The sequence below is a fragment of the Streptomyces olivochromogenes genome, assembly GCF_001514115.1.
GTDB lineage: Bacteria > Actinomycetota > Actinomycetes > Streptomycetales > Streptomycetaceae > Streptomyces > Streptomyces olivochromogenes.
In genome coordinates, this window is record NZ_KQ948451.1 from 284,455 (window position 1) to 309,859 (window position 25,405).

Sequence of the window (25,405 nt, forward strand, 5' to 3'; positions counted from 1 at the left end):
CGGCGGGGGCGAGGAACCGGGGGTCAGCCCGCCAGGTCGGGGAGGGCCAAGTCGGACAGGCGGGCGGGGTCGGCGAGGATGTACATCTCGATGACGCGGCCGTCGGTGATGGTGACGGCCATGACGGACAGGGGGCGGCCTTCGGGGGCCGTGACGACGCCGATCGCCCCATTGACCAGCACGAGCCGGGAGAACTCCGCGAACTGGCGGAACATGAGCGCCTGCTGGGCGACGCCGGTCGCGCCGTGGACCACCTTGGACGCCGCCGCCCCGCCGACGAGCACACCGGAGTCGACGCGGAGCACGACATCGGGATGGAGGACGGACACCAGCGCCTCGAAGTCCCCGGCGCGCGAGGCCGCGAGGAAGGCGTCGAGGACCAGTTTCTGCCGGGCGGGATCGAGCTCGGGCTCCGGCGCGGCAGCGCCCCGTACCCGCCGCCGCGCCCGGCTCGCCAGCTGCCGCGTCGCGGCCGACGAGCGGCCCACGACGGGCGCGATGTCGTCGAAGGGCACCGCGAACATGTCATGCAGGACGAACGCGAGGCGCTCGGCGGGTTCCAGCGTCTCCAGGACCACCAGCAGGGCAAGCCCCACCGAGTCGGCGAGCAGCACCTCCTGCTCGGGGTCGATCCGCTCCAGGGGGCTGACCAGCGGGTCGGGGACATAGGTGTCCAGCGGCTCCTCGCGGCGCGCGGCACGCGAACGCAGCAGGTCCAGACAGACCCGGCCGACCACCGTGGTCAGCCAGCCCGCGAGGTTCCTGATCTCGCCGACGTCCGTGCGGCCGAGCTTCAGCCACACCTCCTGGACCGCGTCGTCCGCCTCACTCAGCGAGCCGAGCATCCGGTACGCCACCGCCCTCAGGCGACCGCGGTGTTCCTGGAACCGATCCGCGAGGTGTTCGAGGAGTTCGTCGTCGTCCATCGCGTTGCCTTCTCCCCCGAACGGCGCCCGCTCAGACCTCGTCGCGCGACAGCGCCAGCAACCGGTCCAGGACGCGCGACCCCCCGGCCCGTACACCGTCGTGCTCGAACTCGTCGGTCACCCAGGTCCGCAGACCACCGATGGCGCGGGCCGTGCGCAGGGAGTGCTCCGGGTCGACGTACATGTCGTCGTGGTAGACGGCCGCGGCCACCGGCACCTCGTTGGCGGCGAGGCGGGCGGGGTCGTACAGCGGCCGCCAGTCGGTGCGCGCGGCGAGTTCCTCGGCAGTCTCGCGGAGGGGACGCAGCGCGGGGTCGGTGTCGAACACCCAGGGGTGCACGGACTCGCCGGTGAACAGCAGCGGCCCGTCGTCCGCGAGGGCCTTCGCCGCGTCGAACTGGGGGAACTCGGCGCGCACCCGCTCCGCGGACCAGGCGGTCGGCCGGTCGTCCTGGGCGTAGCAGGCCTCGTGGACGAGCGCGTACAGGGGGTGGCCGGCGTACGAGAGGAGGCCCTGTACCTCCTCCTGGAAGGCGTCGGAGAGGGCCGGGCCCTGCGGGGTGCGGACGAAGGCCTCCTCCAGGAGGTAGTGCAGACGGTGGCTGCCCTCGCCACCGCCGAGGAGGATGCCGAGGGACTGGAAGGCCTCGACGGTCAGGCGGTAGCCGTTGCTCAGGACGGTCTCGTGGCGGAGGAGGTGGTCGGCGATCTGCCGGGCGCGCTCGATGTCCTGGGGGTAACGCGCGTAGTGTGCCGCGACCTTGCGTTCGATACGGGGGTACGCGGCCCGGTAGACGTCGTCCGCGTGCGCGTCGAGGGAGGGCAGGCCGCCGGTGATGAGGGCCGCGCGCAGACCTTCGGGGGCGGTCGAGAGGTAGTGCACGATGCAGAAGCCGCCGAAGCTCTGGCCGAGTACGGTCCAGGGGTCGCCGCCGGTGAGCCGGGGGCGGATGGCCTCGCAGTCGCGGACGATGGAGTCGGCGCGGAAGCGCGCGAGGTAGTCGGCCTGCGCGCCGGGGCCGCCGCGCAGCGGGAGCGTCTGGCGATTGGCGGGCGTGGAGTGGCCGGTGCCGCGCTGGTCGAGCAGCAGCACCCGGAACTCCTTCAGCGCGCGGCCGAGCCAGGCCTGCTTGCCGACGAAGCGGTTGGCGCCGAAGCCGGGGCCGCCTTGGAGATAGACCATCCAGGGGAGGTCCTGGTGCGCCTTGTCGCTCGCGACGACCTCGCGGGCGAACAGTTCGATGCTCTCCCCCGCCGGGTCGTCGTGGTCGAGGGGCACGGTGAAACGGTGGTCGGTGAGGACGACACCGGGCTGGCGGTAGCTGACGGTCAACGGGGCTCCCGAGACGTATGGATCCAGGCTGCGTCCCAGTTGAGCACATGATCCCCGCCCGGCCGAGACCGGGGATCAAGAAAGTCGTACTGAATGGTCGCTCAGCAGGACACGCGCGCGGACCGTGCCGTCCGTCAGCGCGCCGACAGGCTGGAGCGGCGCACGACCAGCTCCGGCTGGAGCACCACGCGCCGGTGTTCGTGCGGTGTGGGCGCCGTCTCGGCCTCCGTCTCCTCCAGCAGCAGTTCGGCGGCGAGGGCACCCATGGTCATGGCGGGCTGCCGTACGGAGGTGAGCGGGACGGCCGCGGCGGCGGCGAACTCGATGTCGTCGTAGCCGACGATCGCGAGGTCGTCGGGGACTCCGACGCCCGCCGCGTACATGGCCTGCAGGACGCCGAGTGCGAGCAGGTCGTTGGCGCAGAAGACGGCGGTCGGGCGCTCGGCGAGGCCCAGCAGCCGGGCGCCCGCGTCGCGGCCCGCGGCCACGTCCAGGCGCTGAGTGGGCAGCTCGCGCATCGCGGTGGGCGCCAGGCCCGCCTCGGCCAGCGCGTTCAGGGCGCCCACGCGGCGGTCCCTGACCTGGTTGAGGCCGGGCGGCCCACTGACGTACGCGATGGATCGATGGCCCGCGTCGACCAGATGCCGTACGGCCAGCGCGCCGCCCGCCACGTCGTCGACCGAGACCGAGCACTCGGTGGTGCCCTCGGCGACCCGGTCGACCAGCACGAAGGGGATGCCGTTGCGGCGGAACGTCGCTATGTTGCGCCCGGTCGCGTCGGCGGGCGTCAGCAGCACGCCGCGCACCCGCTGCTCGGCGAAGAGCGACAGGTAGTCGGCCTCCTCGCTGGCGCTCTGCGCGCTGTTGCAGACCATCACGCCGAGCCCGGCGTCCCGCGCGGCACGCTCGGCGCCACGGGCCACGTCCACGAAGAAGGGGTTGCCCATGTCGAGGACGAGCAGGCCCATGATCCGGCTGCGTCCGGCCCGCAGCTGGCGCGCGGACTCGCTGCGGACATAGCCGAGCCGGTCTATCGCCGACTGGACACGGGCCCGGGTCTCGGAGGCGACGCTGTCCGGGCGGTTGATGACGTTCGAGACCGTGCCCACGGAGACTCCGGCGGCGCGGGCGACGTCCTTGATACCCACCGACTGTGCCATCAGGCAGGAACCTCCAGGGGGACGAGAAGCGGCGGGCGGGCCTTCACATTACCCGCGAGTCCGCCGACTGTGCTGGTCATGCGGGCAGCCGGAAGTCGACGACGTGGAGCGCCGAGGGCGTGGTCCCGCTGGACTTCTCCTGGTACATGACCGACAGCGTCCCGTCCTGTGAGACGCGCGTCTCGTCGATCACCACCTCACCGAAGGCGTCGAGAGCGCTGCCGTCGTACAGGAGCTTCCAGTCCGTGTACCCGGAGGACTTCGAGGCGCCCGCGATCCGGCCGAAGGGCATGATCGCGTAGGCGTTGTCGTACGTGTCCAGGATGAGCTTCGTGCGCTGGCTCGAGCCGAGGGCGATCGGGATCTCGGTCTTGGTCCAGCCGCCCGAGGCGTTCTTGCGGAGGTGGAAGGCGCGGCCGTTGTTCGTCCGGTCGGTGACGTAGTTCGTGGTGCACTGGCCGAAGCGTCCGGGCACATAGCTGATGATCGCGTGCGGCAGGCCGGTGGAGTCGGTGGCCTGGCTCTCCTGGTTCATCAGGGAGTGGTCGGGGTTGAGCGCGTCGACGACGAGTCCGGCGTCGGTGACACCCACCGTGTCGGAACCGCCCGTGGTGCCGACGAGGGTGCCCGCGTCGTTGCGCCAGGTGCGTCCGCGGTCGGTCGAGTAGACGTACCCGGTGTCGTGGTTGGTGATGCCGCCGCTGTTGCACATCACGGCGCTGTTCTGCTCGCGCCAGGTGAAGAAGGAGTGCAGGCGCCCGTTGACGTCGTAGTCGATGCCGTGCAGGTACATGTTGCGGGCGGTGCTGGAGCCGTGCTCGCTGGTGTAGGTGCCGGTCGAGCCGGACCACTCCCCGAGCGCGGTCCAGGACGAGCCGTCGTACTCCGCGAGGGCGTTGCGCCCGTTTCCGGAGATGCCCACCCGGTAGCTCAGCTGGAGCTTGCCGTCGGGAGTGGAGACGAACTGGGGGTAGGTGAACTGCGTGGTGAGCACGAGGCCGTCCAGCGAGGTCTGTACGGCTCCGAAGACGGCGGAGGTCCAGGCGGTGGAGGCGGGGTTGTCGAGCAGCCCGGCCACCGACTTGACGTAGAAGAAGCCGTCGCTGTGGGAGTCCAGGTTGAGGTGCAGCCGGCCGTCGGTCCTCGACACGCCCATGGAGATCACGTTGTGCGAGTCGGAGCTCTTGAGCCGATGGGCGAGGGTGACCGTCGACCAACCGGACGCGCCGAGCGCCCGGCGGGCGACGACCGCGCTGCGGTCGGTGGTGTACCAGACGGCGTACTGGTAGCCCTTGTGGGTCAACAGACCGTTCTTCTGGAACGAGTTGTTGTTGACCAGGCCGTCGTACGACACGAAGAACAGGGCCTGGGCGTCGAGTTGGGTGCTGCCGGTGAGGGAGACCGAGGGGCCGGGGTCGGCCGCGCGCGCCGTACCGGCGCCGATTCCGGGGCCTGCCACACCGGTCAGCAGGGCGGTGGCCAGCAGGGTGCGTCTCTTCATGTCCGGACTCCTGGGTAGGGCTTCGCGCGGGTGTCGGCGGGTGACGGGGGCGGCGGGTGTCGGGGGTGCCAGGAAGGTGTCAGGCGAGGTGGAAGACCTCGGTGAGGGGCTTCATGGCCTCGTCGGGTCTGGCGCCGTCCAGCGATTCGAAGAACGGCGCCATCTCCGCCTGCCAACGGGCATTGATGTCGGTGGCTTCCATGCCGGCCTGCGCGGCCGCGAAGTCCTCGGTCTCCAAGTAGCCGACCAGGAGGCCGTCCTCGCGCAGGAAGAGCGAGTAGTTGTGCCAACCGGTGGCCGAGAGCGCGTCGAGCATCTCGGGCCACACGGCGGCGTGCCGCTCGCGGTACGCGTCGAGGCGGTCCGCACGGACCTTCAGCAGAAAGCACACACGCTGCATCAAGGGACCACCGGATCCTAGAAGTTGAACTGATCGATGTTCTTGGCGTCGAAGACGGTCGGCTTGCCCAGGTTGATCACGCCGCCCTTGCCGATGGTGAACGAGCCCATGTCACCGGCCTTGAAGGTCTCGCCCTCGGCGCCGGTGATCTGCCCCGAGGCGAGCGCCACGGCCGTACGCGCGGCGAGTTCGCCGAGCTTCGCCGGGTTCCACAGCTCGAAGGCGTCGACGGTGCCGTTCTTGACGTACTTGCGCAGGTCGTTGGGGGTGCCGAGGCCGGTCAGCTTGACCTTGCCCTTGTACTTGGATCCGGACAGGTACTGGGCCGCGGCCTTGATCCCGACCGTGGTCGGGGAGATGATCCCCTTGAGGTTCGGGTGCTCCTGGAGGAGACCCTGGGTCTGCTGGAAGGACTGCTGGGCGTCGTCGTTGCCGTAGGCGACCTTGACCAGCTTGACGTCCTTGTACTTGGGGTCCTTCAGCTCGTCCTTCATGAAGTCGATCCAGGTGTTCTGGTTCGTCGCGGTCTGCGCGGCGGACAGGATCGCTATCTCGCCCTTGTAGCCGATCTGCTCGGCGAGCAGCTGGACCTCGGTGCGGCCCAGGTCCTCGGCGCTGGCCTGCGAGACGAAGGCGTTGCGGCACTCGGGGTTGGTGTCGGAGTCGTAGGTGACGACCTTGATCTTGTTGCTCATGGCCTGCTTGAGCGCGGTGCACAGGGCGCCCGGGTCCTGCGCGGAGACGGCCATCGCGTTGACCTGCTGCTGGGTGAGCGTGTTGACGTAACTCACCTGGCCGGAGGTGTCGGTGGCGCTGTTGGGGCCGACCTCCTTGTACTTGGAGCCCAGCTCTGTCAGCGCCTTCTCGCCGCCCTTGTCCGCCGAGGTGAAGTAGGGGTTGTTGACCGCCTTGGGCAGGAAGCCGACCGTGAGGCCCTTCTTGAGGGCGGCGTTCGGGTCCGCCTTGCCGCCGGTGACGGCCGAGCCGGTGTTCTCGTCCTTGACGTCCTTCTTGGTGGTGCCGCCGCAGGCAGTCGCGGCGAGGGTGAGAGACGTGACGGCGGCGAGGGCCGCGCAGGCACGACGGAGGGATGACTTGCGCATGGCATGGGGTCCTTTGATACGAGGGTGAGCGGGAGCGCCCCTTCAGGGGCGCGGGAAACTGCGCGACCAGCGACATCGGGTCCCGCAGACGCAGAACGACCTATCCAGTGGAGCGAGCCGCGGCCCTTGCCACAGCGACTTGCTGAGCAACCCGAGGGCCAAGCACAGAGACGACGAGCAGAACACCGGTGACGACGATCTGCGACTGCGCGGAAACATTCAGCAGACTCATCACGTTCTGCAGCGCCCCGAGCAGGAAGACACCCGCGATCGCACCTCCCAACGTGCCCTTGCCGCCGTCGAAGTCGATGCCGCCGAGCAGGACGGCGGCGACGACGGAGAGTTCGAGGCCGTTGGCGTTGTCGTATCGGGCGCTGGCGTAGTGCAGGGCCCAGAAGATGCCGGTGAGGGAGGCCATGAAGCCGGTGGCGACGAAGAGGATCAGCTTCTGCCGCTTGACGCGGATGCCGGCGAACCGGGCGGCCTCCTCGTTGGCGCCGACCGCGAAGGCCGAGCGCCCGAACGGGGTGGCGTGCAGGACGACCACGGCGATCGCGAGGAGTACGAGGAAGGGCAGGAACGCCTGCGGGATGAAGGTGTTCCCGATGCGCCCGGACGCGAAGTCCTGGTACTGGGTGGGGAAGTCGGTCACCGCGTCCGAGCCGAGCACGATCTGCGCGATGCCCCGATAGGCGGCGAGCGTGCCGATGGTGACGGCGAGGGACGGCAGTCCGAGCCGGGTCACCAGCAGACCGTTGACCAGCCCGCACACCACTCCCAGGAGCAGACACAGCGGGATGATCGTCTCGATGGTCATGCCCTGGTTCCACAGGGCGCCCATCACCGAGCCGGACAGTCCCGCCGTGGAGGCGACCGAGAGGTCGATCTCCCCGGCCACCACGAGCAGGGTCATCGGCAGCGCGATCAGCGCGATGGGCAGTGTGTTGCCGATCAGGAACGACAGGTTGAGGGCGTTGCCGAAGCCGTCGACGAAGCCGAAGGAGAACAGCAGCAGGACGATGAGGAGGGCGCCGACGACCGTGTCCCAGCGGACGGCGCGCGCGAGGGACGAGTCAGCCATGGCGGGCGTTCCTCTTCTTCAGTGCGGAGGCCACGCGCAGCGCGACGATCCGGTCGACCGCGATGGCGAGGATGAGCAGGATGCCGTTGATGGCGAGCACCCAGACGGAGCTGACGCCGAGGGCGGGCAGCACACTGTTGATGGAGGTCAGCAGCAGCGCGCCGAGCGCGGCGCCGTAGACGCTGCCGGAGCCGCCGGTGAAGACGACGCCGCCGACCACCACCGCGCTGACGACGGTGAGTTCGTAGCCGGTGCCGGTGCCGGAGTCGACGTTGCCGAACCGGGCGAGGTACAGGGCGCCCGCGAGTCCGGCGAGGCCGCCGCACACGACGTACGCGGTGAGGATCCGCTTGCGGACGGGGATGCCGGCGAGCCGGGCGGCCTCCGGGTTGGAGCCCAGCGCGTACAGCTCGCGGCCGCTGCCGAAGTGCTTGAGGTAGTACGCGGTGACCAGCAGGACCGCCAGCGCGATCAGGGCGAGGTACGGGACCGCGGAGATGCCGCCGGAGCCGAAGTCGACGAAGCCGCCGGGGAGGTCGGCCGCGGTGATCTGGCGGGAGCCGACCCAGATGGAGTCGACGCCGCGGATGATGTAGAGCGTGCCGAGGGTGACGACCAGCGCGGGCACCTGGCCGAGGCTGACCAGCAGCCCGTTGACCAGTCCGCAGCCGATGCCGAGCAGGACGGCCAGGAAGACCGCGACGACGGGGTTCCCGCCGCCGTGCAGATAGGTGCCGGCGGCGAAGGCGCTGATGCCGAGGGTGGAGCCGACCGACAGGTCGACGTTCCGGGTGATCACGACCAGCGACTGACCGGTGGCGACCAGCACCAGGATCGTCGCGTTCAACAGCAGGTCCTTGATGCCCTGTTCGGACAGGAACTCGCTGTTGCCCATCTGGGTGATGGCGATCATCACCAGGAAGACGACCAGGATGGCGAGTTCACGCATCTTGAAGACACGGTCCACCAGCCGGGTGCCACTCGACTTGGGCACCTCGGCGGCGGGCGCGGGGTTGGGTGCGGTCACCGTCATACGGCGGCCCTCCGGGGGATGTTCGGGGTCTGGCGGACGACCGTCGAAGTGAGGGGAACGGACCCCTGGGGGGAGGGGGGTGTGGCGCGGGCGGCCGAACCGGCGGCTCCGAACTCCCCACCGGCGGCCCGCTCAACGTTCTCGGGCGCGAACCGACCACCCGCACCGGCCACTGCCGGGGCTGCCGGTGCTGCCGGTGCTGCCGGTGCTGCCGGTGCTGCCGGTGCTGCCGGTGCTGCCGGTGCTGCCGGTGCTGCCGGTGCTGCCGGTGCTGCCGGTGCTGCCGGTGCTGCCGGTGCTGCCGGTGCTGCGTCGAGGGTGGCACGCCTGGCGGCTGTCACGCGGCAACCCTCCCCGTCGCGGCGGCCATCACGGTCTCCTCGGTGGCTTCGGAGCGGGGTATCTCGGCGGTGAGCCGGCCCTCGTGCATCACCAGCACCCGGTCGGCCATGCCGAGGATCTCGGGCAGGTCGGAGGAGATCATCAGGACGGCCACCCCGTCGGCGGCCAACTCGGAGAGCAGCCGGTGCACTTCGGCCTTCGTGCCCACGTCGATGCCCCGGGTGGGCTCGTCGACGATCAGCACCTTGGGGCCGGTGGCGAGCCACTTGGCGAGGACGACCTTCTGCTGGTTGCCGCCCGAGAGCGTGTTGACCGTGTCGGCGATCCGGGCGTACTTCACCTGGAGCCTGACCGCCCAGTCGAGGGAGCGGCTGCGTTCGGCGCCGCGGTCCACCAGCCCCGCCTTCACGGTCGTACGCAGCCCGGTGAGCCCGATGTTGCGCTCGATGGACATGTCCATCACCAGGCCCTGGGCGCGCCGGTCCTCGGGGACGAGGGCGAGCCCCGCGGCCATGGCCGTGGAGGGCGCCCCGTTCGTCAGCGACTTCCCGTCGACCTCGACCTCTCCGGCGTCCCAGCGGTCGACGCCGAAGACGGCCCGGGCGACCTCCGTACGCCCGGCGCCGACGAGTCCGGCGAGCCCGACGATCTCGCCGTGCCGCACGTCGAAGGAGACGTCGGTGAACACGCCCTCGCGGGTCAGCCGGCGCACGCTCAGGGCGACTTCGCCGGCCTCGACGTCCTGCTTGGGGTAGAGCTCGTCGAGGTCGCGGCCGACCATCCGGCGTACGAGGTCGTCCTCGGTCATGCCGTCGAGGGGCTCGCTGGAGATCAGGGCGCCGTCGCGCAGGGTCGTGACCCGCCGGCAGATCTGGAAGATCTCCTCCAGGCGGTGCGAGATGAACAGCACCGCCGAGCCCTGCTCGCGCAGGGTGCGCACGACACCGAAGAGGCGGGCCACCTCGCTGCCGGTCAGGGCGGCGGTCGGCTCGTCCATGATCAGGACGCGGGCGTCGAAGGAGAGCGCCTTGGCGATCTCGACGATCTGCTGGTCGGCGATGGACAGTCCGCGCGCCGGGCGGTCGGGGTCGAGTTCGACACCTAGTCGCTTCATCAGCGCGGCGGTCGCCTCGCGGGTCGCCTTGTGGTCGATGCGGCCGAATGCGCGCCGGGGCTGGCGGCCCATGAAGATGTTCTCCGCGATCGACAGGTCGGGGAAGAGGGTGGGCTCCTGATAGATCACCGCGATGCCCGCGTCGCGGGCGTCGGCGGGACCGTGGAAGACGGTGGGCTCACCGTCCAGCAGCACCCGACCGGCGTCCGGTCGGTGCACGCCGGCGAGCGTCTTGATGAGGGTCGACTTGCCCGCGCCGTTCTCACCGGCGAGAGCGTGCACCTCGCCGGGGAACAGTTCCAGGGACACGTCCCGCAGGGCGCGTACCGCGCCGAAGGACTTGGAAATGTCCTCCAGCGCCAGTACGGGGGCCGGACCCGCGTCGGACCGGTGGGTCATGTGAGCTCCTCAACGACGCGGGCGGCGAGGCCTCACGACGTCGTGAAAGGTTTCAACTAGGTTGCCGGGACGTTAGGCAGGTTGCCCAGGTCACGTCAATGGGTTCGGGTCGAAATTTTCGATAGCCGATGGTCACAACCGAGTCACGGAGGGCGGTCTTCATCCAGGGGCTTGACACGCCTTCGGACGGCTCATAGCTTCGGCGTTCTGAATCGTTTCAGATCGTTTCAGGCGGAAGAGCTGTTCCGATCAGGCAGAAGTGCAGTTCGGACCCGACTCCACAAGTCGTTCGAAACCGAAGCCACACCCGAAGTCACAGGAGCCCCGAAGTGACCGAGCTTGCCGCGGTGAAGACCGCCCTCAAGACCCAGGCAGTAGAGACGCCCTCGTGGGCGTACGGGAACTCGGGAACCCGCTTCAAGGTGTTCGCGCAGCCCGGAGTCCCGCGCGATCCGCGCGAGAAACTGGACGACGCCGCCCAGGTGCACGCCTTCACGGGGGCCGCGCCGACCGTCGCGCTGCACATCCCCTGGGACAAGGTCGACGATTATGGGGCGCTGGCGAAGCACGCGCAGGAGCGCGGCCTGAAGCTGGGCGCGATCAACTCCAACACCTTCCAGGACGACGACTACAGGCTCGGCTCCATCTGTCACCCGGACGCCGCCGTCCGCCGGAAGGCCCTCGATCACCTGCTCGAGTGCGTGGACATCATGGACGCGACGGGTTCGAAGGACCTGAAGCTCTGGTTCGCCGACGGCACGAACTACCCCGGTCAGGACGACATCCGTGAGCGCCAGGACCGGCTGGCCGAGGGCCTGGCCCAGGTCTACGAGCGACTCGGGGACGACCAGCGGATGCTGCTGGAGTACAAGTTCTTCGAGCCCGCCTTCTACATGACGGACGTCCCGGACTGGGGCACGGCGTACGCGCACTGCCTCAAGCTCGGTCCCAAGGCGCAGGTCGTCGTCGACACCGGGCACCACGCGCCCGGCACCAACATCGAGTTCATCGTCGCGACGCTGCTGCGCGAGGGGAAGCTCGGCGCGTTCGACTTCAACTCCCGGTTCTACGCCGACGACGACCTGATGGTCGGTGCGGCCGATCCCTTCCAGCTGTTCCGGATCATGTACGAGGTGATCCGCGGCGGTGGCTTCACACCGGACGTCGCCTTCATGCTCGACCAGTGCCACAACATCGAGGCGAAGATCCCGGCGATCATTCGTTCCGTGATGAACGTGCAGGAGGCGACGGCGAAGGCGCTGCTCGTGGACGGCGCGGCGCTGGCCGACGCGCAGCGTACCGGGGATGTGCTCGCGGCCAACGCGGTGATCATGGACGCGTACAACACCGATGTGCGGCCGTTGCTGGGTGAGGTGCGCGAGGAGCTGGGGCTGGATGCGGATCCCGTCTCGGCGTACCGCCGATCCGGGTGGGGGGAGAAGATCGCGGCGGAGCGGGTGGGTGGGCAGCAGGCGGGGTGGGGGGCGTGAGCGGCTGAGTCTCGTCTGCCTGGTTCGGCTTGTCGCAGGCTGCGGGCCGTATGTGGCTGATCGCGCAGTTCCCCGCGCCCCTTCGGGGCGCTTCACCGCAGGTACGTCTCTTTCTTTTCTCTAAGGACCAGGAACATGGCATCCCATCCCGAAGCCGCCGCTCTGTTGGCCCGGTCGCACCGGCTCGGTGCTGATCCTCGTAACACCAATTACGCGGGCGGCAACACCTCCGCGAAGGGCACCGACACCGACCCTGTGACCGGCGGTGATGTCGAGTTGATGTGGGTGAAGGGGTCGGGTGGGGATCTCGGCACCCTGACCGGGTCGGGGCTCGCCGTGCTGCGGCTTGACCGGCTGCGGGCGATGACGGAGGTCTACCCGGGGGTGGAGCGCGAGGACGAGATGGTCGCCGCGTTCGACTACTGCCTGCACGGCAAGGGCGGTGCGGCCCCGTCCATCGACACGGCGATGCACGGGCTGGTGGACGCGGCCCACGTCGACCATCTGCACCCCGACTCCGGGATCGCGCTGGCCTGTGCGGCGGACGGCGAGAAGCTGACCGCCGAGTGTTTCGGCGACAGTGTGGTGTGGGTGCCGTGGCGCCGGCCCGGCTTCCAGCTGGGCCTGGACATCGCGGCGGTCAAGGAGGCCAACCCGCGGGCGATCGGCTGCGTCCTGGGCGGGCACGGCATCACGGCGTGGGGCGACACGGCTCAGGAGTGCGAGCGTAACTCGCTGCACATCATCCGCACCGCCGAGGCCTTCCTCGTCGAGCGCGGCAAGGCGGAACCCTTCGGGCCCGTCCTCGAGGGGTACGCGGCCCTGGAGGCGTCCCGGCGCCGGGAGCGGGCCGCGGCACTGGCGCCGTACGTCCGGGCCCTCGCCTCGCAGGACAGGCCGCAGGTCGGCCACTTCACCGACTCCGACGTCGTCCTCGACTTCCTCGCGCGCGCCGAGCACCCGCGCCTCGCCGCGCTCGGCACCTCCTGCCCCGACCACTTCCTGCGGACCAAGGTCCGGCCGCTCGTCCTCGATCTCCCGCCCACCGTGGAACTGGACGCGGCGATCGCGCGGCTGACGGAGCTGCACGGCGAGTACCGCGAGGAGTACGCGGCCTACTACCAGCGGCACGCCGACGCCGACTCCCCCGCGATGCGCGGCGCGGACCCGGCGATCGTGCTGATCCCCGGTGTCGGCATGTTCTCCTTCGGCAAGGACAAGCAGACCGCGCGCGTGGCCGGGGAGTTCTACGTCAACGCGATCAACGTGATGCGGGGCGCCGAGGCGGTCTCGGCGTACGCGCCGATCGAGGAGTCGGAGAAGTTCCGCATCGAGTACTGGGCGCTGGAGGAGGCCAAGCTCCGGCGGATGCCGAAGCCGAAGCCGCTCGCCACCCGGGTTGCGCTGGTGACGGGGGCGGGCAGCGGGATCGGCAAGGCGATCGCCGAGCGGCTCGTCGCCGAGGGCGCGTGCGTGGTGATCGCCGATCTCGACGCGGAGAACGCCGCCGAGGTCGCCTCCTCGCTGGGCGGCCCCGACAAGGCCGTCGCCGTCACCGTCGACGTGACCTCCGAGGAGCAGATCGCCGAAGCCTTCAAGGCGGCGGTGCTCGCCTTCGGCGGCGTCGACCTGGTGGTGAACAACGCCGGTATCTCCATCTCCAAGCCGCTGCTCGAGACCACCGCGAAGGACTGGGACCTCCAGCACGACATCATGGCCCGTGGCTCCTTCCTCGTGTCGAGGGAGGCGGCGCGGGTGATGATCCAGCAGAAGCTGGGCGGGGACATCGTCTACATCGCGTCCAAGAACTCGGTCTTCGCCGGTCCGAACAACATCGCCTACTCCGCCACCAAGGCCGACCAGGCGCATCAAGTACGGCTTCTTGCGGCCGAGTTGGGCGAGCACGGCATCCGGGTGAACGGCATCAACCCCGACGGGGTCGTGCGCGGCTCGGGCATCTTCGCGGGCGGCTGGGGCGCGCAGCGCGCGGCGACGTACGGCATCGAGGAGGAGAAGCTCGGCGAGTTCTACGCCCAGCGGACCATCCTCAAGCGCGAGGTGCTGCCCGAGCACGTGGCGAACGCCGTGTTCGCCCTGACGGGTGGGGACCTGACCCACACCACCGGTCTGCACGTCCCGGTCGACGCGGGTGTCGCGGCGGCCTTCCTGCGATGAGCGAGCACGTGAAGAGCTTCGCCGCGGTCGACCTCGGCGCGTCCAGCGGGCGTGTCATGGTCGGCCGCGTCGGCCCCGAGGCGCTGGAGCTGACGGAGGCGCACCGCTTCCCGAACCGGCCGGTGCGGGTCCCCGAGGGGCTGCGGTGGGACATCCTCTCGCTGTACGCGGGGGTGCTCGACGGACTGCGGGCGGCCGGGCAGGTCGACTCCGTCGGTATCGACAGCTGGGCCGTGGACTACGGGCTGCTGGATGCCGACGGCGCGCTGCTCGGCAACCCGGTGCACTACCGCGACGCCCGCACCGAGGGGGTCGCGGAGAAGGTGTGGGCCACCGTGCCCGCCGCCGAGCTGTACGCGGCGACCGGGCTCCAGTATGCGCCCTTCAACACCCTGTACCAGCTCACGGCGGCCCGCTCGACGGCGCAACTCGCCGCCGCCGAGCGGCTGTTGCTCATTCCCGACCTGCTGTCGTACTGGCTCACGGGCGAGGCGGGCACGGAGATCACCAACGCCTCGACCACCCAGCTGATCGACCCGCGCACCCGTGACTGGTCCCACGACCTCGCGGACCGGCTCGGCATCGACCTCGAGCTGTTCGCGCCGCTGCGGCAGCCGGGCGACCCGGCCGGTCTGCTGCTCCCGCGGGTCCTGGAGGAGACCGGGCTCAGGGGCCCGGTCCCGGTGACGACCGTCGGCTCGCACGACACCGCGTCCGCGGTCGCCGCCGTCCCGGCGGCGGGCGAGCGGTTCGCGTACATCTGCACCGGCACCTGGTCCCTCGCGGGCCTGGAGCTGGAGCGGCCGGTCCTCACCGAGGCGAGCCGCGCGGCCAACTTCACCAATGAACTGGGCCTGGACGGCACGGTCCGCTATCTGCGGAACATCATGGGGCTGTGGCTGCTCCAGGAGTGCGTACGGGAATGGGGGCAGCCCGATCTGGGTGAGCTGCTGCGGGCCGCCGCGGAGGTGCCCGCGCTGCGGTCGGTGGTGGACGCCGGCGACGCCGCCTTCCTGGCCCCCGGCCGGATGCCGGACCGGATCACCGACGCCTGCCGGAAGTCGGGACAGCCCGTGCCCGAGTCGCGCGCCGAGATCACCCGTTGCATTCTCGACTCACTCGCGCTCGCCCATCGCAGGGCGATCCGCGAGGCCGAGGCCCTCGCCGACCACCCGGTCGACGTCGTCCACATCGTCGGCGGCGGCACCCGCAACGAGCTCCTGTGCCAACTGACGGCCGACGCCTGCGGACTGCCGGTCGTGGCCGGCCCGGCGGAGGCCGCCGCGCTCGGCAACGTCCTCGTCCAGGCCCGCGCACACCGTCTGGTCGGCGACCGTACGTCGATGCGGCGACTCCTCGCCCGTACGCAGCCGTTGCGGCGGTACGAGCCCCGGGGCGACGCGGCGGCCTGGCACGCCGCGGAGGACCGGCTCGCCGCGGAGGACCGGCTCACCCGTCCGTGAACGGCGACTCGCCCATGTCCATGAGCAGGGGGCTCCCCTGCCGCTCGCCCTCCGCGTACCCTGCACTCATCCGATGATCGATCCCAAGGAGCTGCGATGCGTGTCGCCCTGTTCCTGACCTGTGTCAACGACACGCTCTATCCGGACACCGGCCGCGCCGTGGTGAAACTGCTGACCAGGCTGGGCGTCGAGGTCGACTTCCCGATGGCGCAGACCTGCTGCGGGCAGGCCCACTACAACACCGGGTACCGACATGAGGCCGAGCCACTGGCCCGGCATTTCTCCGATGTCTTCGGTGAGTACGAGGCGATCGTGACGCCCTCCGGGTCGTGCGGCGCGATGGTGCGGGAGCTGTATCCGCGCATGGGTGAGCGGGCGCGGGCGGAGGGCCGCGGGGACACCCTCGCGGCCGCGCTCGCCCCGGTCGTGCCGAAGACGTACGAGCTCACCGAGTTCCTGGTGGATGTGCTGGGCGTGACGGACGTCGGCGCGTACTACCCGCACACCGTCACCTACCACCCCACCTGTCACGGGCTGCGCAGTCTCGGGCTCGGCGACCGGCCGCGCCGGCTCCTCCAGGCCGTCAAGGGGCTCGAACTGCGCGAGTTGCCGGGCGCGGACGAGTGCTGCGGCTTCGGCGGCACGTTCGCCGTCAAGAACCCCGACGTCTCGGCCGCGATGGGCGCCGACAAGGTGCACAACGCCGAGTCGACGAACGCGGAGGTGCTGTGCGCCGCCGACAACTCCTGTCTGATGCACATCGGCGGCACGATGTCCCGGCTGGAGACGCGGATGCGGCCCGTGCACATCGCGGAGATCCTGGCCAGTACGGAAGAGGAGCCGAGCGCATGAGCGGTGGCACGTTCGTCGGTATGCCCGCGTTTCCCAAGGCGGCGCACGAGGCCGTCAACAACCCGACCCTGCGCGGCAATCTGCGCCACGCCACCCACACGATCCGCGCCAAACGGGCGGTCGCCGTCGCCGAACTCGACGACTGGGCCGCCCTGCGCGAGGCCGGCAAGCAGATCAAGGACCACACGCTCCGTCATCTCGACCGCTACCTCGTGCAGTTGGAGGAGTCGGTCACCGCGGCCGGGGGCATCGTGCACTGGGCCGCCGACGCCGACGAGGCCAACCGGATCGTCACCGACCTGGTGAAGATGACCGGGGAGAGCGAGGTCGTCAAGGTCAAGTCGATGGCCACGCAGGAGATCGGCCTCAACGAAGCCCTGGAGGCCGAGGGCATCCACGCCTACGAGACCGATCTCGCCGAGCTCATCGTGCAGTTGGGCAAGGACCGGCCCTCCCACATCCTCGTCCCGGCCATCCACCGCAACCGAGGCGAGATCCGCGACATCTTCGCGCGCGAGATGGGCGAGTGGGGCCGCCCGGCGCCGGAAGGCCTCACCGACACCCCCGCCGAACTGGCCGAGGCCGCCCGGCTGCACCTGCGCGAGAAGTTCCTGCGCGCCAAGGTCGGCATCTCCGGCGCCAACTTCATGGTCGCCGAGACCGGCACCCTGATGGTCGTGGAGTCCGAGGGCAACGGCCGGATGTGCCTGACCCTCCCCGAGACGCTGATCTCGGTCGTCGGCATCGAGAAGATCGTGCCGACCTGGCAGGACCTGGAGGTCTTCCTCCAGACCCTCCCCCGCTCCTCGACCGCCGAGCGTATGAACCCGTACACGTCGATGTGGACGGGCATCACCGACGAGGACGGCCCCCAGACCTTCCACCTGGTCCTCATCGACAACGGCCGCACCGACACGCTCGCCGACGAGGTCGGCCGCCAGGCCCTGCGCTGCATCCGCTGCTCGGCGTGTCTCAACGTCTGCCCGGTGTACGAACGCGCGGGCGGCCACGCCTACGGCTCGGTCTACCCCGGCCCGATCGGCGCGATCCTCAGCCCCCAACTCCGGGGCACCGCAAGCGAGATCGACGCCTCGCTCCCGTACGCCTCCTCGCTCTGCGGCGCCTGCTACGAGGTCTGCCCGGTCGCCATCGACATCCCGGAGGTCCTCGTCCACCTGCGCGAACGGATCGCCGAGGGCGGACCGGTGACCCGGGAGGGCAACAAGGTCGTCCTCAAGCCCGCCAAGGGGCACGCCGCCGAGCGGGCGGCGATGCGGGCGGCACGCTGGGCGTTCAGCCACCCCGGTGCGCTGCGCACCGGCCAGCGGCTCGCCTCCCGGACACGCCGCTTCCATCCACGCTCGCTGCCCGGTCCGGGCAAGGCGTGGAGCGACACCCGGGATCTCCCGACGGTGCCCGCGGAGCCGTTCCGTGACTGGTGGCAGCGTACGCACGGCGGAAAGGACACGGACAAGTGAGCAGCAGGGATCTGATCCTGGGACGGGTACGGCGCGCGCTCGCCGACGTGCCGCGGGACGACACCCCGTACGAGCAGGCCATCGAGCGGGGGTACCTGCGCGAGCACGGGGGGCGGAGCGTCGAGCAGACGGTGGATCTGCTGGCCGAGAATCTCGCCGACTACCGGGCGCTGGTGCACCGCTGCGCGGCCGACGAGCTGGCCCCCACCATCGCCGGGCTGCTCGCCGGACACGGTTCGACGTCGGTGGTCCTACCGGCGGGCCTGGACGCGCAGTGGCTGGCGGCGTCGGAGGTGACCCGCGTCCCGGACCGGGCCGAGGGCACCTCGGGCGAGCTGGACCGCGTCGACAGCGTCGTGACCGCGTGCGCGCTCGCGATCGCCGAGACCGGCACCCTCGTCCTGGACGGCGGCCCGGACCAGGGACGCCGTCGCATCACGCTGGTCCCCGATCACCACATCTGTGTCGTCCGCGTCCCCGACCAGGTCGTCTCCTCCGTGCCCCAGGCCCTGGCGCGCCTGGATCCGACCCGGCCGCTGACCTGGATCTCCGGCCCGTCGGCGACCAGCGACATCGAGCTCGACCGGGTCGAGGGGGTGCACGGTCCGCGCACCCTGGAAGTGGTGCTGGTGAGCGGGGAGTGACCTGCCCGGTTAGCGTGAGGGGATGATCCGGTTCGAACAGGTCACCAAGCGCTATCCGGACGGCACGACGGCGGTGGACGGCCTCTCGTTCGAGGTCGCGGAGGGCGAACTCGTCACGCTCGTCGGCCCGTCGGGCTGCGGCAAGACGACGACCATGATGATGGTGAACCGGCTGATCGAACCGACGTCGGGCCGGATCTTCGTGAACGGCCAGGACATCGCCACGGTCGATCCGGTACGGCTGCGGAGGCGTATCGGGTACGTCATCCAGCAGGTGGGCCTGTTCCCGCACCGGACGATCCTCGACAACACGGCGACCGTGCCGACGCTCATCGGCTGGAAGAAGGCGAAGGCGCGGACGCGCGCCGCGGAGCTGCTCGATCTGGTGGGCCTGGACCCGAAGACGTACGGCTCGCGCTATCCGGAACAGTTGTCGGGCGGCCAGCGCCAACGGGTCGGGGTGGCCCGGGCGCTCGCCGCCGATCCACCCGTACTGCTGATGGACGAGCCCTTCGGGGCCGTCGATCCGGTGGTCCGGGAACAGTTGCAGGACGAGTTCCTGCGCATGCAGGAGGCCGTGCGCAAGACGGTGCTGCTGGTCACGCACGACATCGAGGAGGCGGTACGGCTCGGCGACCGCATCGCGGTGTACGGGCAGGGCCGCATCGAGCAGTTCGACACGCCGGGGGCCGTGCTGGGCACCCCGGCCACTCCCTACGTCGCCGAGTTCGTCGGCGCCGACCGCGGGTTGAAGCGGCTGTCGGTCACCGACATCGAGCCCGACGACCTGGAACAGCCGCCCGTCGCCCGCCTGGACGAGGCCGCCGACACGGTGGTCGCCCGCTTGCACGCGCAGGGCGCGCGATGGGCGGTCGTCCTGGACGCGGAGGACGATCTGCACGGGTGGGTGGGCGTCGACGAGTTGGCGGCGGGTGGGTCCGTCGGCGACCGCGCCCACCGAATGCTGCACTCTCCGGGGGATACCCCCGGACCCCCGGCGTGGGTCCCGGTGGGCGCCCCGCTGAAGCAGGCCTTCAGCGTGATGCTCCAGCACGACGCGGGCTGGGTCGCGGTGCTGGACGGGACCCGCTTCCTCGGCGTACTCACCCCGGCGAAGCTGCACGAGGCGCTGCGGCGGTCGGTGGACGCGGATGCGCGGGGGGTGCGGCGGGGGCAGGTGTCGTTCGACTCGATCTCCGATGCGTGAGCGCTCCGCTGGGTTGGGCCGTGGGGTGCAGGTCGGATTTTGGCTGCGGAGTCCGGGTCGTGCTTTGGCCGCGGGACTGTTGTGGCTGGGCGCGCAGTTGCCCGCGCCCCTTTGGGGCGCTCCTTCGGGGCGCCCTCGGCACGGCTCAGGGCAGGGCGTTCTGCAGGTCGACGAGCACGGCGTGTGCCAGCTCGGCCGCTCCGGTGCCGGCGCCCGCGGCGGCCCCCGTGGCCGCGCCGGCCGCCACCGATGCGAGCACGGCCCCGATCCGGCTCAGCAGACCGCGCAGGCGTCCCACGTCCGGCTGCGACCGGGCGGCCTCCGCCAGAGCGGCCTCGGCGTCCTGGCGTACGGCGGTCCCATCCTCGGCGGCCAGGCCGAGCGGCTCCAGCGCCGCGAGCACGGACCGCACGGCCTCGGCGAGCCGGGCGCTCGCCCCCTCGTCGGCCGTCACGTACTGATGCTGGGTGACGTTGTGACCGCCGATCGCGATCTGGCTGCCGTGAATGGGCCCGTGGAACTGGGCACCGCCCGAACTCGTCAACGTACGCCTCCTGAACCGGAGTTCTCTTCCGTCGCGCTACCGAGGACGGCCTCCAGGCGAGCCGCCAGGGCCGCCAGACGGGCGGTGAGCGGGGCGCCGCCGAGCTGCCCGGCCAGGCAGGCGAGGATCTGCTCGACGGCCCTGCGGACACGTTCCTCATTGATCCGGGGGCGACCCAGCTCCACCTTGATCACCGCTGCGGCCTGCCGGATGACGTACTGCGAGTAGAGGTCGAGCCCCAGCCGATCTACCTCGACCCGCAGAGTTTCCACCACCTGTACGGGGTCGGCACGCCGCGCCGGCTGGAAGTGCGCCCGGTATGACTGCTCGGGCCGTACGTCGGTCCGATTCTGGGTCACATTCCCTTGGGAGTTGATCGCCACCTGGCTGTCGATGATCGGTCCGAAGACATAGACCAACGGGGTCGTCGGCTCGTCGGGACGCAGGGGGCTGATCTGCTCGGGACTCGGCTCACGGGCCAGGCGCAGCAAGGAGTCGTAGTCGCGGTAGTCGATGAGCGGCGGCCCGGCGGTGGGCAGCGCCTCATACAAACCCTCGGCAGCGCCGAAGAACTCGATGAACCTGGAATCCACTTCAGGAGGCGCAACCGGCGCCTGTGCCGGCGCGGTGGTCGGCCGTTCACGATACGGCGTCTGTGCCGGCGCGGTCGTCGGCCGTTCACGATACGGCGTCTGTGCCGGCGCGGTCGTCGGCCGTTCACCATACGGCGTCCTTGCCGGCGCCTCAGGTGCCTTCCACCTGTCGATCGACCCCCCTGCCACGGTCTCGGTCTCGGGCTCGGGCTTGGGCCGCGCGCTGGAGGGACGGCGCTCGTTCTCGTACAGGAATCCCGAACCGCCCATGTGAACCCCCCGTGGCAGAGCCTCTCCTTGAAGCGTAGCGAGCCGAAGGCGAGGAGGAAGGCCTCATCCGGCAACGGAACACCGCAATCTGGCCACTCCCGCACACGTGTGTCTCTCCGATGCGAGGGCACCCGTTCCGCGGGAGGTCCACATGAACGCAAGTGCGACGGCACGGACCGGACGCATCAAGGCTCGGCGCGCGGCGAGGGGCTCGGGGGTGGAGTACGCCGCCCGGGCGGGTCTGACCGCGCGGGGCGTGATCTACCTGCTGGTCGGCGTCCTGGCACTGCGGATCGCCTTCGGGGACGGAAAGAAGCAGGCGGACCGCAACGGCGCCGTCGCGGAGATCGCGCAGCAGCCCTTCGGCGCGGTGCTGCTGTGGGCGCTGGCTGTCGGCCTCGTCGGCATGGCTTTGTGGCGGCTGTCCGAGGCGTGCTTCGGTTCCGCCGGGCCGGACGGCCGGGCGGCGAAGAAGCGACTGCTGTCGGCCGTGCGCTTCGTGTTCTACGCGTTCGTCGCCTACTCGGTGCTGTCGTTCGCGGCGGGCTCGGGCAGTGGCGGCAAGGGTTCGAGCGACCAGCAGTCGCGGGATGTGACGGCCAAGGTGCTGGATCTGCCGGCGGGGCAGTGGATCGTCGGAGCCGCCGGAGTCGGCATCGTCGTGGCGGGTCTGCTGATCGGCGGGCGGGCCGTGTTGCGCAAGTACCACAAGAAGTTGAAGCTCGGCCAGATGTCGGCGCGCACGCGGCGGCTGGTGGATGTGACCGGCGTGGGCGGTGGCGCCGCGCGCGGGCTGGTGTTCGCCGCGGCGGGGTGCTTCGCCGTGCGCGCGGCGATCGACTACGAACCCGACCGGGCGAAGGGGCTGGACGACACGATCCGCTCGTTCGCCCACACCCCGGCGGGGCCGTGGCTGCTGGTATGCGTCGCCGCCGGACTCGTGCTGTTCGGTCTGTTCTCCTTCGCGATGGCACGCTGGCGCCGGATCTGAGGGGGGCTGAGGGCGGCTGAGCACGGCAGAGGGCGTCTGAGGGCGTCCGAGGGCGTCACTTCAGCAGACCCTTGTCCTTCAGATAGGTCCGCGCCACGTCCTCGAGCAGCCGTCGCCAGCTGTCGACCTGCTGGTTCATCGATGCCAGGTCCGCGGTGGTGAGTACGTCGTTGAGCTTGCCGAGTGCCTTGGTGACGCCCTCGCCGCCGGCCCGCGAGCGGTTGACGACGGGCACGATGTAGTCGGCGTTCTGCAGATGTTTGTCGTCGGCGAGGAGGACGAGGCCGAACTCGTCGAGCGTCGCGTCCGTCGTCGTGGTCAGGACCATCTGGTCCTGACCACTCTGTACGGCCCGCTTGGCCTGGGTGGTGCCCACGCCCTTCGGGTCGACGCCGGTGATGTCGATGCCGTACGTCTTCTTCAACCCCGGCTCGCAGTAGGGCCGTTGGACGCACTCGTCGCCCGCCGCGAGCCGTACCGGAAGACGGGACGCGCCGAGGTCGCTGAGCGTCTTCAGGTGATGCCGCCCGGCGTACGCCGCCGTCACCGCGAAGGCGTTCTGGTCGACGGCCCTGCCGGGGTCGAGGACGGTGAGGCCACGCGGTGTGGCGAGCGACCGGAGCGCCTTCATCGTGGTGGCGAGGTCGGGTGAGCCGACGGGCGGCGCGTCCGCACCGTGGGTCTTGGCGTTCAGCCAGTCCGCGAAGGTGGCGGCGTACTCCGGTACGACGTCGATCTGGCCGGATTCCAGGGCGGGTTCGTAGAGTTCGCGGTTGGCGACCGTCAGCATGGAGGTCTGGTATCCGGCCTGGTCGAGCAGCAGCGCGTACATCTGGGCCAGCAGGTCGCTCTCGGTGAACCCGGCCGAGCCGATGGTCAGGTGCTTGCTGTCGCCGGGCGGCGCGGTGACCGCGCCGCGGTTCTCCAGGGACGGCCCGGTGCCGCAGCCGGTCAGCAGGACCGGGCTCAGCAGAACCAGTCTCAGCAGGCCGCAGCCTCGCCTCATCGGATGCCCCTCGCGCAGCGCGGTGCCAGCCGTTCGGCGATCTCGAAGATCCCCTCGACGATCAGGGCGAACACGGCGACGAGGATCGCTCCGGCGACGACCTGCGGGGTGCTCGCCAGGTTGAAGCCCGCGGTGATGATCCGGCCGAGTCCACCGCCGCCCGCGAGCGCCGCGATCGTGGCAGTCGCGACGAGTTGGACCGCGGCGATCCTTACGCCGTTCATGACCATCGGGAGCGAAAGGGGCAGCTCTACGTGGAACAGCATCTGCCGGCCGGTCATCCCCATGCCCCGCGCCGAGCGCACCACGCTCCGGTCGACCTCGCGCATGCCGACGTAGGCGTTGGTGAGCAGCGGTGGTACGGCGAAGAGGACCAGCGCGACGACGGTCGGACCCTCGCCCCACTTGCCGAGCGGGGTGAGCAGCAGGAGGACCAGTACGGCGAAGGTGGGGACGGCGCGGCCGATGTTGGAGATGTTGACGGCGAGCGCGCCGCCCTTGCCGAGGTGGCCCAGGACCAGGGCGACGGGCAGCGCGATGAGGCAGCTGATGACGAGGCAGACGACGGTCAGGACGAGGTGCTGGGCGAGGCGGTGCCAGACGCCGTCGTCCCCGGACCAGTGCGCGGGGTCGCCGAGCCAGTCCCAGGCCCCGGTCAGGGTGTTCATCCGCGGGCCGCCCGGGTCCAGGGGGTGATGAGCCGCTGCACCGCGAGCAGGAGGAGGTCCGCGGCGACGGCGATGACGACGCAGAGCACGGACGCGGTGAGGACCTGCGCCTTGAAGTAGGTGTTCATGCCCGCGTAGATGAGATTGCCGAGTCCCCCGAAGCCGACGATCGCGCCGACCGTCACCAGTGAGACCGCCGAGACGGTGGCGATGCGCAGTCCGGCCATCGAGGCGGGCACCGCGAGCGGCAGTTCCACGGTGAGTAGGAGGCGGATGGGCCCGTATCCCATGCCGCGGGCGGCCTGCCGGGTCTCCTCGGGGACGGCGCGCAGGCCCGCGAGGATGTTGCGGACGAGGAGGGTCAGCGAGTAGAGGACGAGTCCGGAGACGACCAGTGTGGCCGACAGCCCGTAGACGGGCAGGAGCAGCGAGAACATCGCGAGGGACGGGATGGTGTAGAGGATCGTGGTCACCGCGAGGACGGGTCCGGCCGCCCAGCCCCAGCGCCGGGCCAGGACGGCCAGCGGCACCGCGATGACGAGTCCGACGAGCACGGAGACCGCCGTGAGCTGGAGGTGCTGGACGACCGCGTCCAGGAGGATCTGGCGGCGCGTGCTCAGGTACTCACCGCAGATCCACTCGTTGCGGGCGAGACAGTCGTCCGGGGGCGCGGTCACGCGTCCATTCCATCGGGGGCGGGCGGGAGTCGGCGCGTTCTGGTGACCCGTACGGGGTGTCGCTGAGTACACCCCGTGATACGGGTTCTGCGCCCCATGTGGGTCGGGCTTTCGCTCCGTAGCGTCGTGAGCGAGGCACAGGGCGTGCCGGACGGAGAGTGATGACGATGTTTCGCCGCACCTCGCGACGTACGAACGAATCGGAACCCGCCCAGGAGGCGCTGCGGCTGGTCAAGGTCGGCAAGACCTACGGCGCCGGGGAGAGCGCCGTGACCGCGCTGGACGGGGTGAGCCTCGGCCTGGCGCGCGGAAGCTTCACCGCGGTCATGGGGCCCTCGGGGTCCGGCAAGTCCACGCTGCTGCGGTGCGCGGCCGGGCTCGAGCGGCCCGACAGCGGCATCGTGCGGGTCGACGGAGTGGAGGTGACGGGCGGCGGTGAGGCCGAGCTGACGAGGTTCCGGCGCGGCCGGATCGGTTTCGTCTTCCAGCAGTACAACCTGCTGCCGACGCTGACCGTCGCTCAGAACACGATCCTGCCGCTGAAGCTCGCCGGGCGGCGCGTCGACCGGGCCCGGGCGCGGGAGATCCTGACGGCGGTCGGTCTGGGCGACCGGCTCGGCAGCCTGCCCGACCAGCTCTCCGGCGGGCAGCAGCAGCGGGTGGCGATCGCCCGGGCGCTGGTCGCCGAGCCTCGGGTGATCTTCGCGGACGAGCCGACCGGCGCCCTCGACAGCCGGGGCGCACGGGATGTGCTGCGGCTGCTTCAGGAGGCGGTGCGGGTGCACGGCAGGACGGTCGTCATGGTGACGCACGACCCCCTCGCCGCCTCGTACGCCGACGCGGTCGTGTTCCTCGCGGACGGACGGATGGCCGGCCGACTGCCCGCGCCGACGGCGGACGCCGTGGCCGAGCGCCTGGCGCACCTCGGCGACGACACGAGGGTGGGGGTGTGAGC

23 protein-coding genes are annotated in these 25,405 nt (G+C 70.6%); 9 read left to right on the forward strand and 14 right to left on the reverse strand.

Translation table 11 applies throughout. The features are described from left to right. Positions 1-23: 23 nt before the first annotated feature. The 9 genes from sigJ to AQJ27_RS01375 all read right to left on the reverse strand — a co-directional run bounded on the left by sigJ (position 24) and on the right by AQJ27_RS01375 (position 10,392). Complete coding sequence (sigJ, locus tag AQJ27_RS01330; RefSeq protein ID WP_067360330.1) at positions 24-926, reverse strand: RNA polymerase sigma factor SigJ; 903 nt, start codon at positions 924-926, stop codon at positions 24-26. 31 nt (positions 927-957) lie between these two features. Further along, entirely contained in the window at positions 958-2,259 is a 1,302-nt protein-coding gene (locus AQJ27_RS01335; protein WP_067360332.1) for an alpha/beta fold hydrolase, read from the reverse strand. 134 nt (positions 2,260-2,393) lie between these two features. Then, a complete protein-coding gene (locus AQJ27_RS01340; RefSeq protein WP_067360334.1) occupies positions 2,394-3,419 on the reverse strand; it encodes a LacI family DNA-binding transcriptional regulator in 1,026 nt (341 codons plus the stop codon). 76 nt (positions 3,420-3,495) lie between these two features. Beyond that, entirely contained in the window at positions 3,496-4,920 is a 1,425-nt protein-coding gene (locus AQJ27_RS01345) for a BNR repeat-containing protein (RefSeq protein ID WP_067360336.1), read from the reverse strand. A 79-nt stretch (positions 4,921-4,999) separates the two neighbouring features. Beyond that, positions 5,000-5,320, reverse strand: coding sequence for an L-rhamnose mutarotase (locus AQJ27_RS01350; protein WP_067360338.1), 321 nt, complete (start codon positions 5,318-5,320; stop codon positions 5,000-5,002). 17 nt (positions 5,321-5,337) lie between these two features. After that, positions 5,338-6,423: a rhamnose ABC transporter substrate-binding protein gene (gene rhaS, locus AQJ27_RS01355; protein ID WP_067360340.1), complete on the reverse strand. Its 1,086-nt coding sequence runs from the start codon at positions 6,421-6,423 to the stop codon at positions 5,338-5,340. 100 nt (positions 6,424-6,523) lie between these two features. After that, positions 6,524-7,504: an ABC transporter permease gene (locus tag AQJ27_RS01360; protein ID WP_067360342.1), complete on the reverse strand. Its 981-nt coding sequence runs from the start codon at positions 7,502-7,504 to the stop codon at positions 6,524-6,526. After that, on the reverse strand, positions 7,497-8,537 hold the full coding sequence (locus AQJ27_RS01365; protein ID WP_067360344.1) for an ABC transporter permease: 1,041 nt from the start codon (positions 8,535-8,537) through the stop codon (positions 7,497-7,499). Before AQJ27_RS01365 ends, AQJ27_RS01360 begins: the two co-directional genes overlap by 8 nt. 337 nt (positions 8,538-8,874) lie before the next feature. Beyond that, entirely contained in the window at positions 8,875-10,392 is a 1,518-nt protein-coding gene (locus AQJ27_RS01375; protein WP_067360348.1) for a sugar ABC transporter ATP-binding protein, read from the reverse strand. Positions 10,393-10,721: 329 nt separating this feature from the next. Here AQJ27_RS01375 and rhaI point away from each other — a divergent pair, with 329 nt between their 5' ends. The 7 genes from rhaI (at position 10,722) to AQJ27_RS01410 (ending at position 19,701) form a co-directional block, all read left to right on the forward strand. Then, entirely contained in the window at positions 10,722-11,882 is a 1,161-nt protein-coding gene (rhaI, locus tag AQJ27_RS01380; protein ID WP_067360349.1) for an L-rhamnose isomerase, read from the forward strand. Positions 11,883-12,017: 135 nt separating this feature from the next. Then, entirely contained in the window at positions 12,018-14,057 is a 2,040-nt protein-coding gene (locus tag AQJ27_RS01385; protein ID WP_067360351.1) for a bifunctional rhamnulose-1-phosphate aldolase/short-chain dehydrogenase, read from the forward strand. Next, a complete protein-coding gene (locus AQJ27_RS01390; protein WP_235613418.1) occupies positions 14,054-15,520 on the forward strand; it encodes a rhamnulokinase in 1,467 nt (488 codons plus the stop codon). Before AQJ27_RS01385 ends, AQJ27_RS01390 begins: the two co-directional genes overlap by 4 nt. Positions 15,521-15,616: 96 nt before the next feature. After that, positions 15,617-16,372, forward strand: coding sequence for a (Fe-S)-binding protein (locus tag AQJ27_RS01395; protein ID WP_067360355.1), 756 nt, complete (start codon positions 15,617-15,619; stop codon positions 16,370-16,372). Then, positions 16,369-17,850, forward strand: coding sequence for a LutB/LldF family L-lactate oxidation iron-sulfur protein (locus AQJ27_RS01400; protein ID WP_235613417.1), 1,482 nt, complete (start codon positions 16,369-16,371; stop codon positions 17,848-17,850). Before AQJ27_RS01395 ends, AQJ27_RS01400 begins: the two co-directional genes overlap by 4 nt. Continuing rightward, a complete protein-coding gene (locus AQJ27_RS01405; RefSeq protein ID WP_067360357.1) occupies positions 17,847-18,494 on the forward strand; it encodes a LutC/YkgG family protein in 648 nt (215 codons plus the stop codon). The genes AQJ27_RS01400 and AQJ27_RS01405 overlap by 4 nt, the downstream gene beginning before the upstream one ends. 22 nt (positions 18,495-18,516) lie before the next feature. Then, positions 18,517-19,701, forward strand: coding sequence for an ABC transporter ATP-binding protein (locus tag AQJ27_RS01410; RefSeq protein WP_067360359.1), 1,185 nt, complete (start codon positions 18,517-18,519; stop codon positions 19,699-19,701). Between the two features lie 145 nt (positions 19,702-19,846). On the opposite strand, the gene AQJ27_RS01415 is transcribed toward AQJ27_RS01410, so the two are convergent. Then, positions 19,847-20,245 (reverse strand): hypothetical protein, encoded by a 399-nt coding sequence (locus AQJ27_RS01415; protein WP_067360361.1) that lies wholly within the window; start codon positions 20,243-20,245, stop codon positions 19,847-19,849. Further along, complete coding sequence (locus AQJ27_RS01420) at positions 20,242-20,838, reverse strand: hypothetical protein (protein WP_067360363.1); 597 nt, start codon at positions 20,836-20,838, stop codon at positions 20,242-20,244. Before AQJ27_RS01420 ends, AQJ27_RS01415 begins: the two co-directional genes overlap by 4 nt. Positions 20,839-21,259: 421 nt before the next feature. Between AQJ27_RS01420 and AQJ27_RS01425 the strand changes: the two genes are divergently transcribed. Beyond that, positions 21,260-22,099, forward strand: a complete 840-nt coding sequence (locus AQJ27_RS01425) for a DUF1206 domain-containing protein (RefSeq protein WP_067360365.1) — start codon at positions 21,260-21,262, stop codon at positions 22,097-22,099. Between the two features lie 55 nt (positions 22,100-22,154). Here AQJ27_RS01425 and AQJ27_RS01430 read toward each other — a convergent pair whose 3' ends face one another. Genes AQJ27_RS01430 through AQJ27_RS01440 form a run of 3 tightly spaced genes read right to left on the reverse strand, consistent with a single transcriptional unit; the run spans position 22,155 to position 24,450 of the window. Continuing rightward, entirely contained in the window at positions 22,155-23,105 is a 951-nt protein-coding gene (locus AQJ27_RS01430; protein WP_067360367.1) for an ABC transporter substrate-binding protein, read from the reverse strand. After that, positions 23,102-23,773 (reverse strand): ABC transporter permease, encoded by a 672-nt coding sequence (locus AQJ27_RS01435; RefSeq protein WP_067360369.1) that lies wholly within the window; start codon positions 23,771-23,773, stop codon positions 23,102-23,104. The genes AQJ27_RS01430 and AQJ27_RS01435 overlap by 4 nt, the downstream gene beginning before the upstream one ends. Further along, complete coding sequence (locus AQJ27_RS01440; protein WP_067360371.1) at positions 23,770-24,450, reverse strand: ABC transporter permease; 681 nt, start codon at positions 24,448-24,450, stop codon at positions 23,770-23,772. The genes AQJ27_RS01435 and AQJ27_RS01440 overlap by 4 nt, the downstream gene beginning before the upstream one ends. 161 nt (positions 24,451-24,611) lie before the next feature. On the opposite strand from AQJ27_RS01440, the gene AQJ27_RS01445 reads away from it, so the two are divergent. Continuing rightward, complete coding sequence (locus AQJ27_RS01445) at positions 24,612-25,403, forward strand: ABC transporter ATP-binding protein (RefSeq protein ID WP_067360373.1); 792 nt, start codon at positions 24,612-24,614, stop codon at positions 25,401-25,403. The last annotated feature ends 2 nt before the right edge of the window (positions 25,404-25,405 follow it).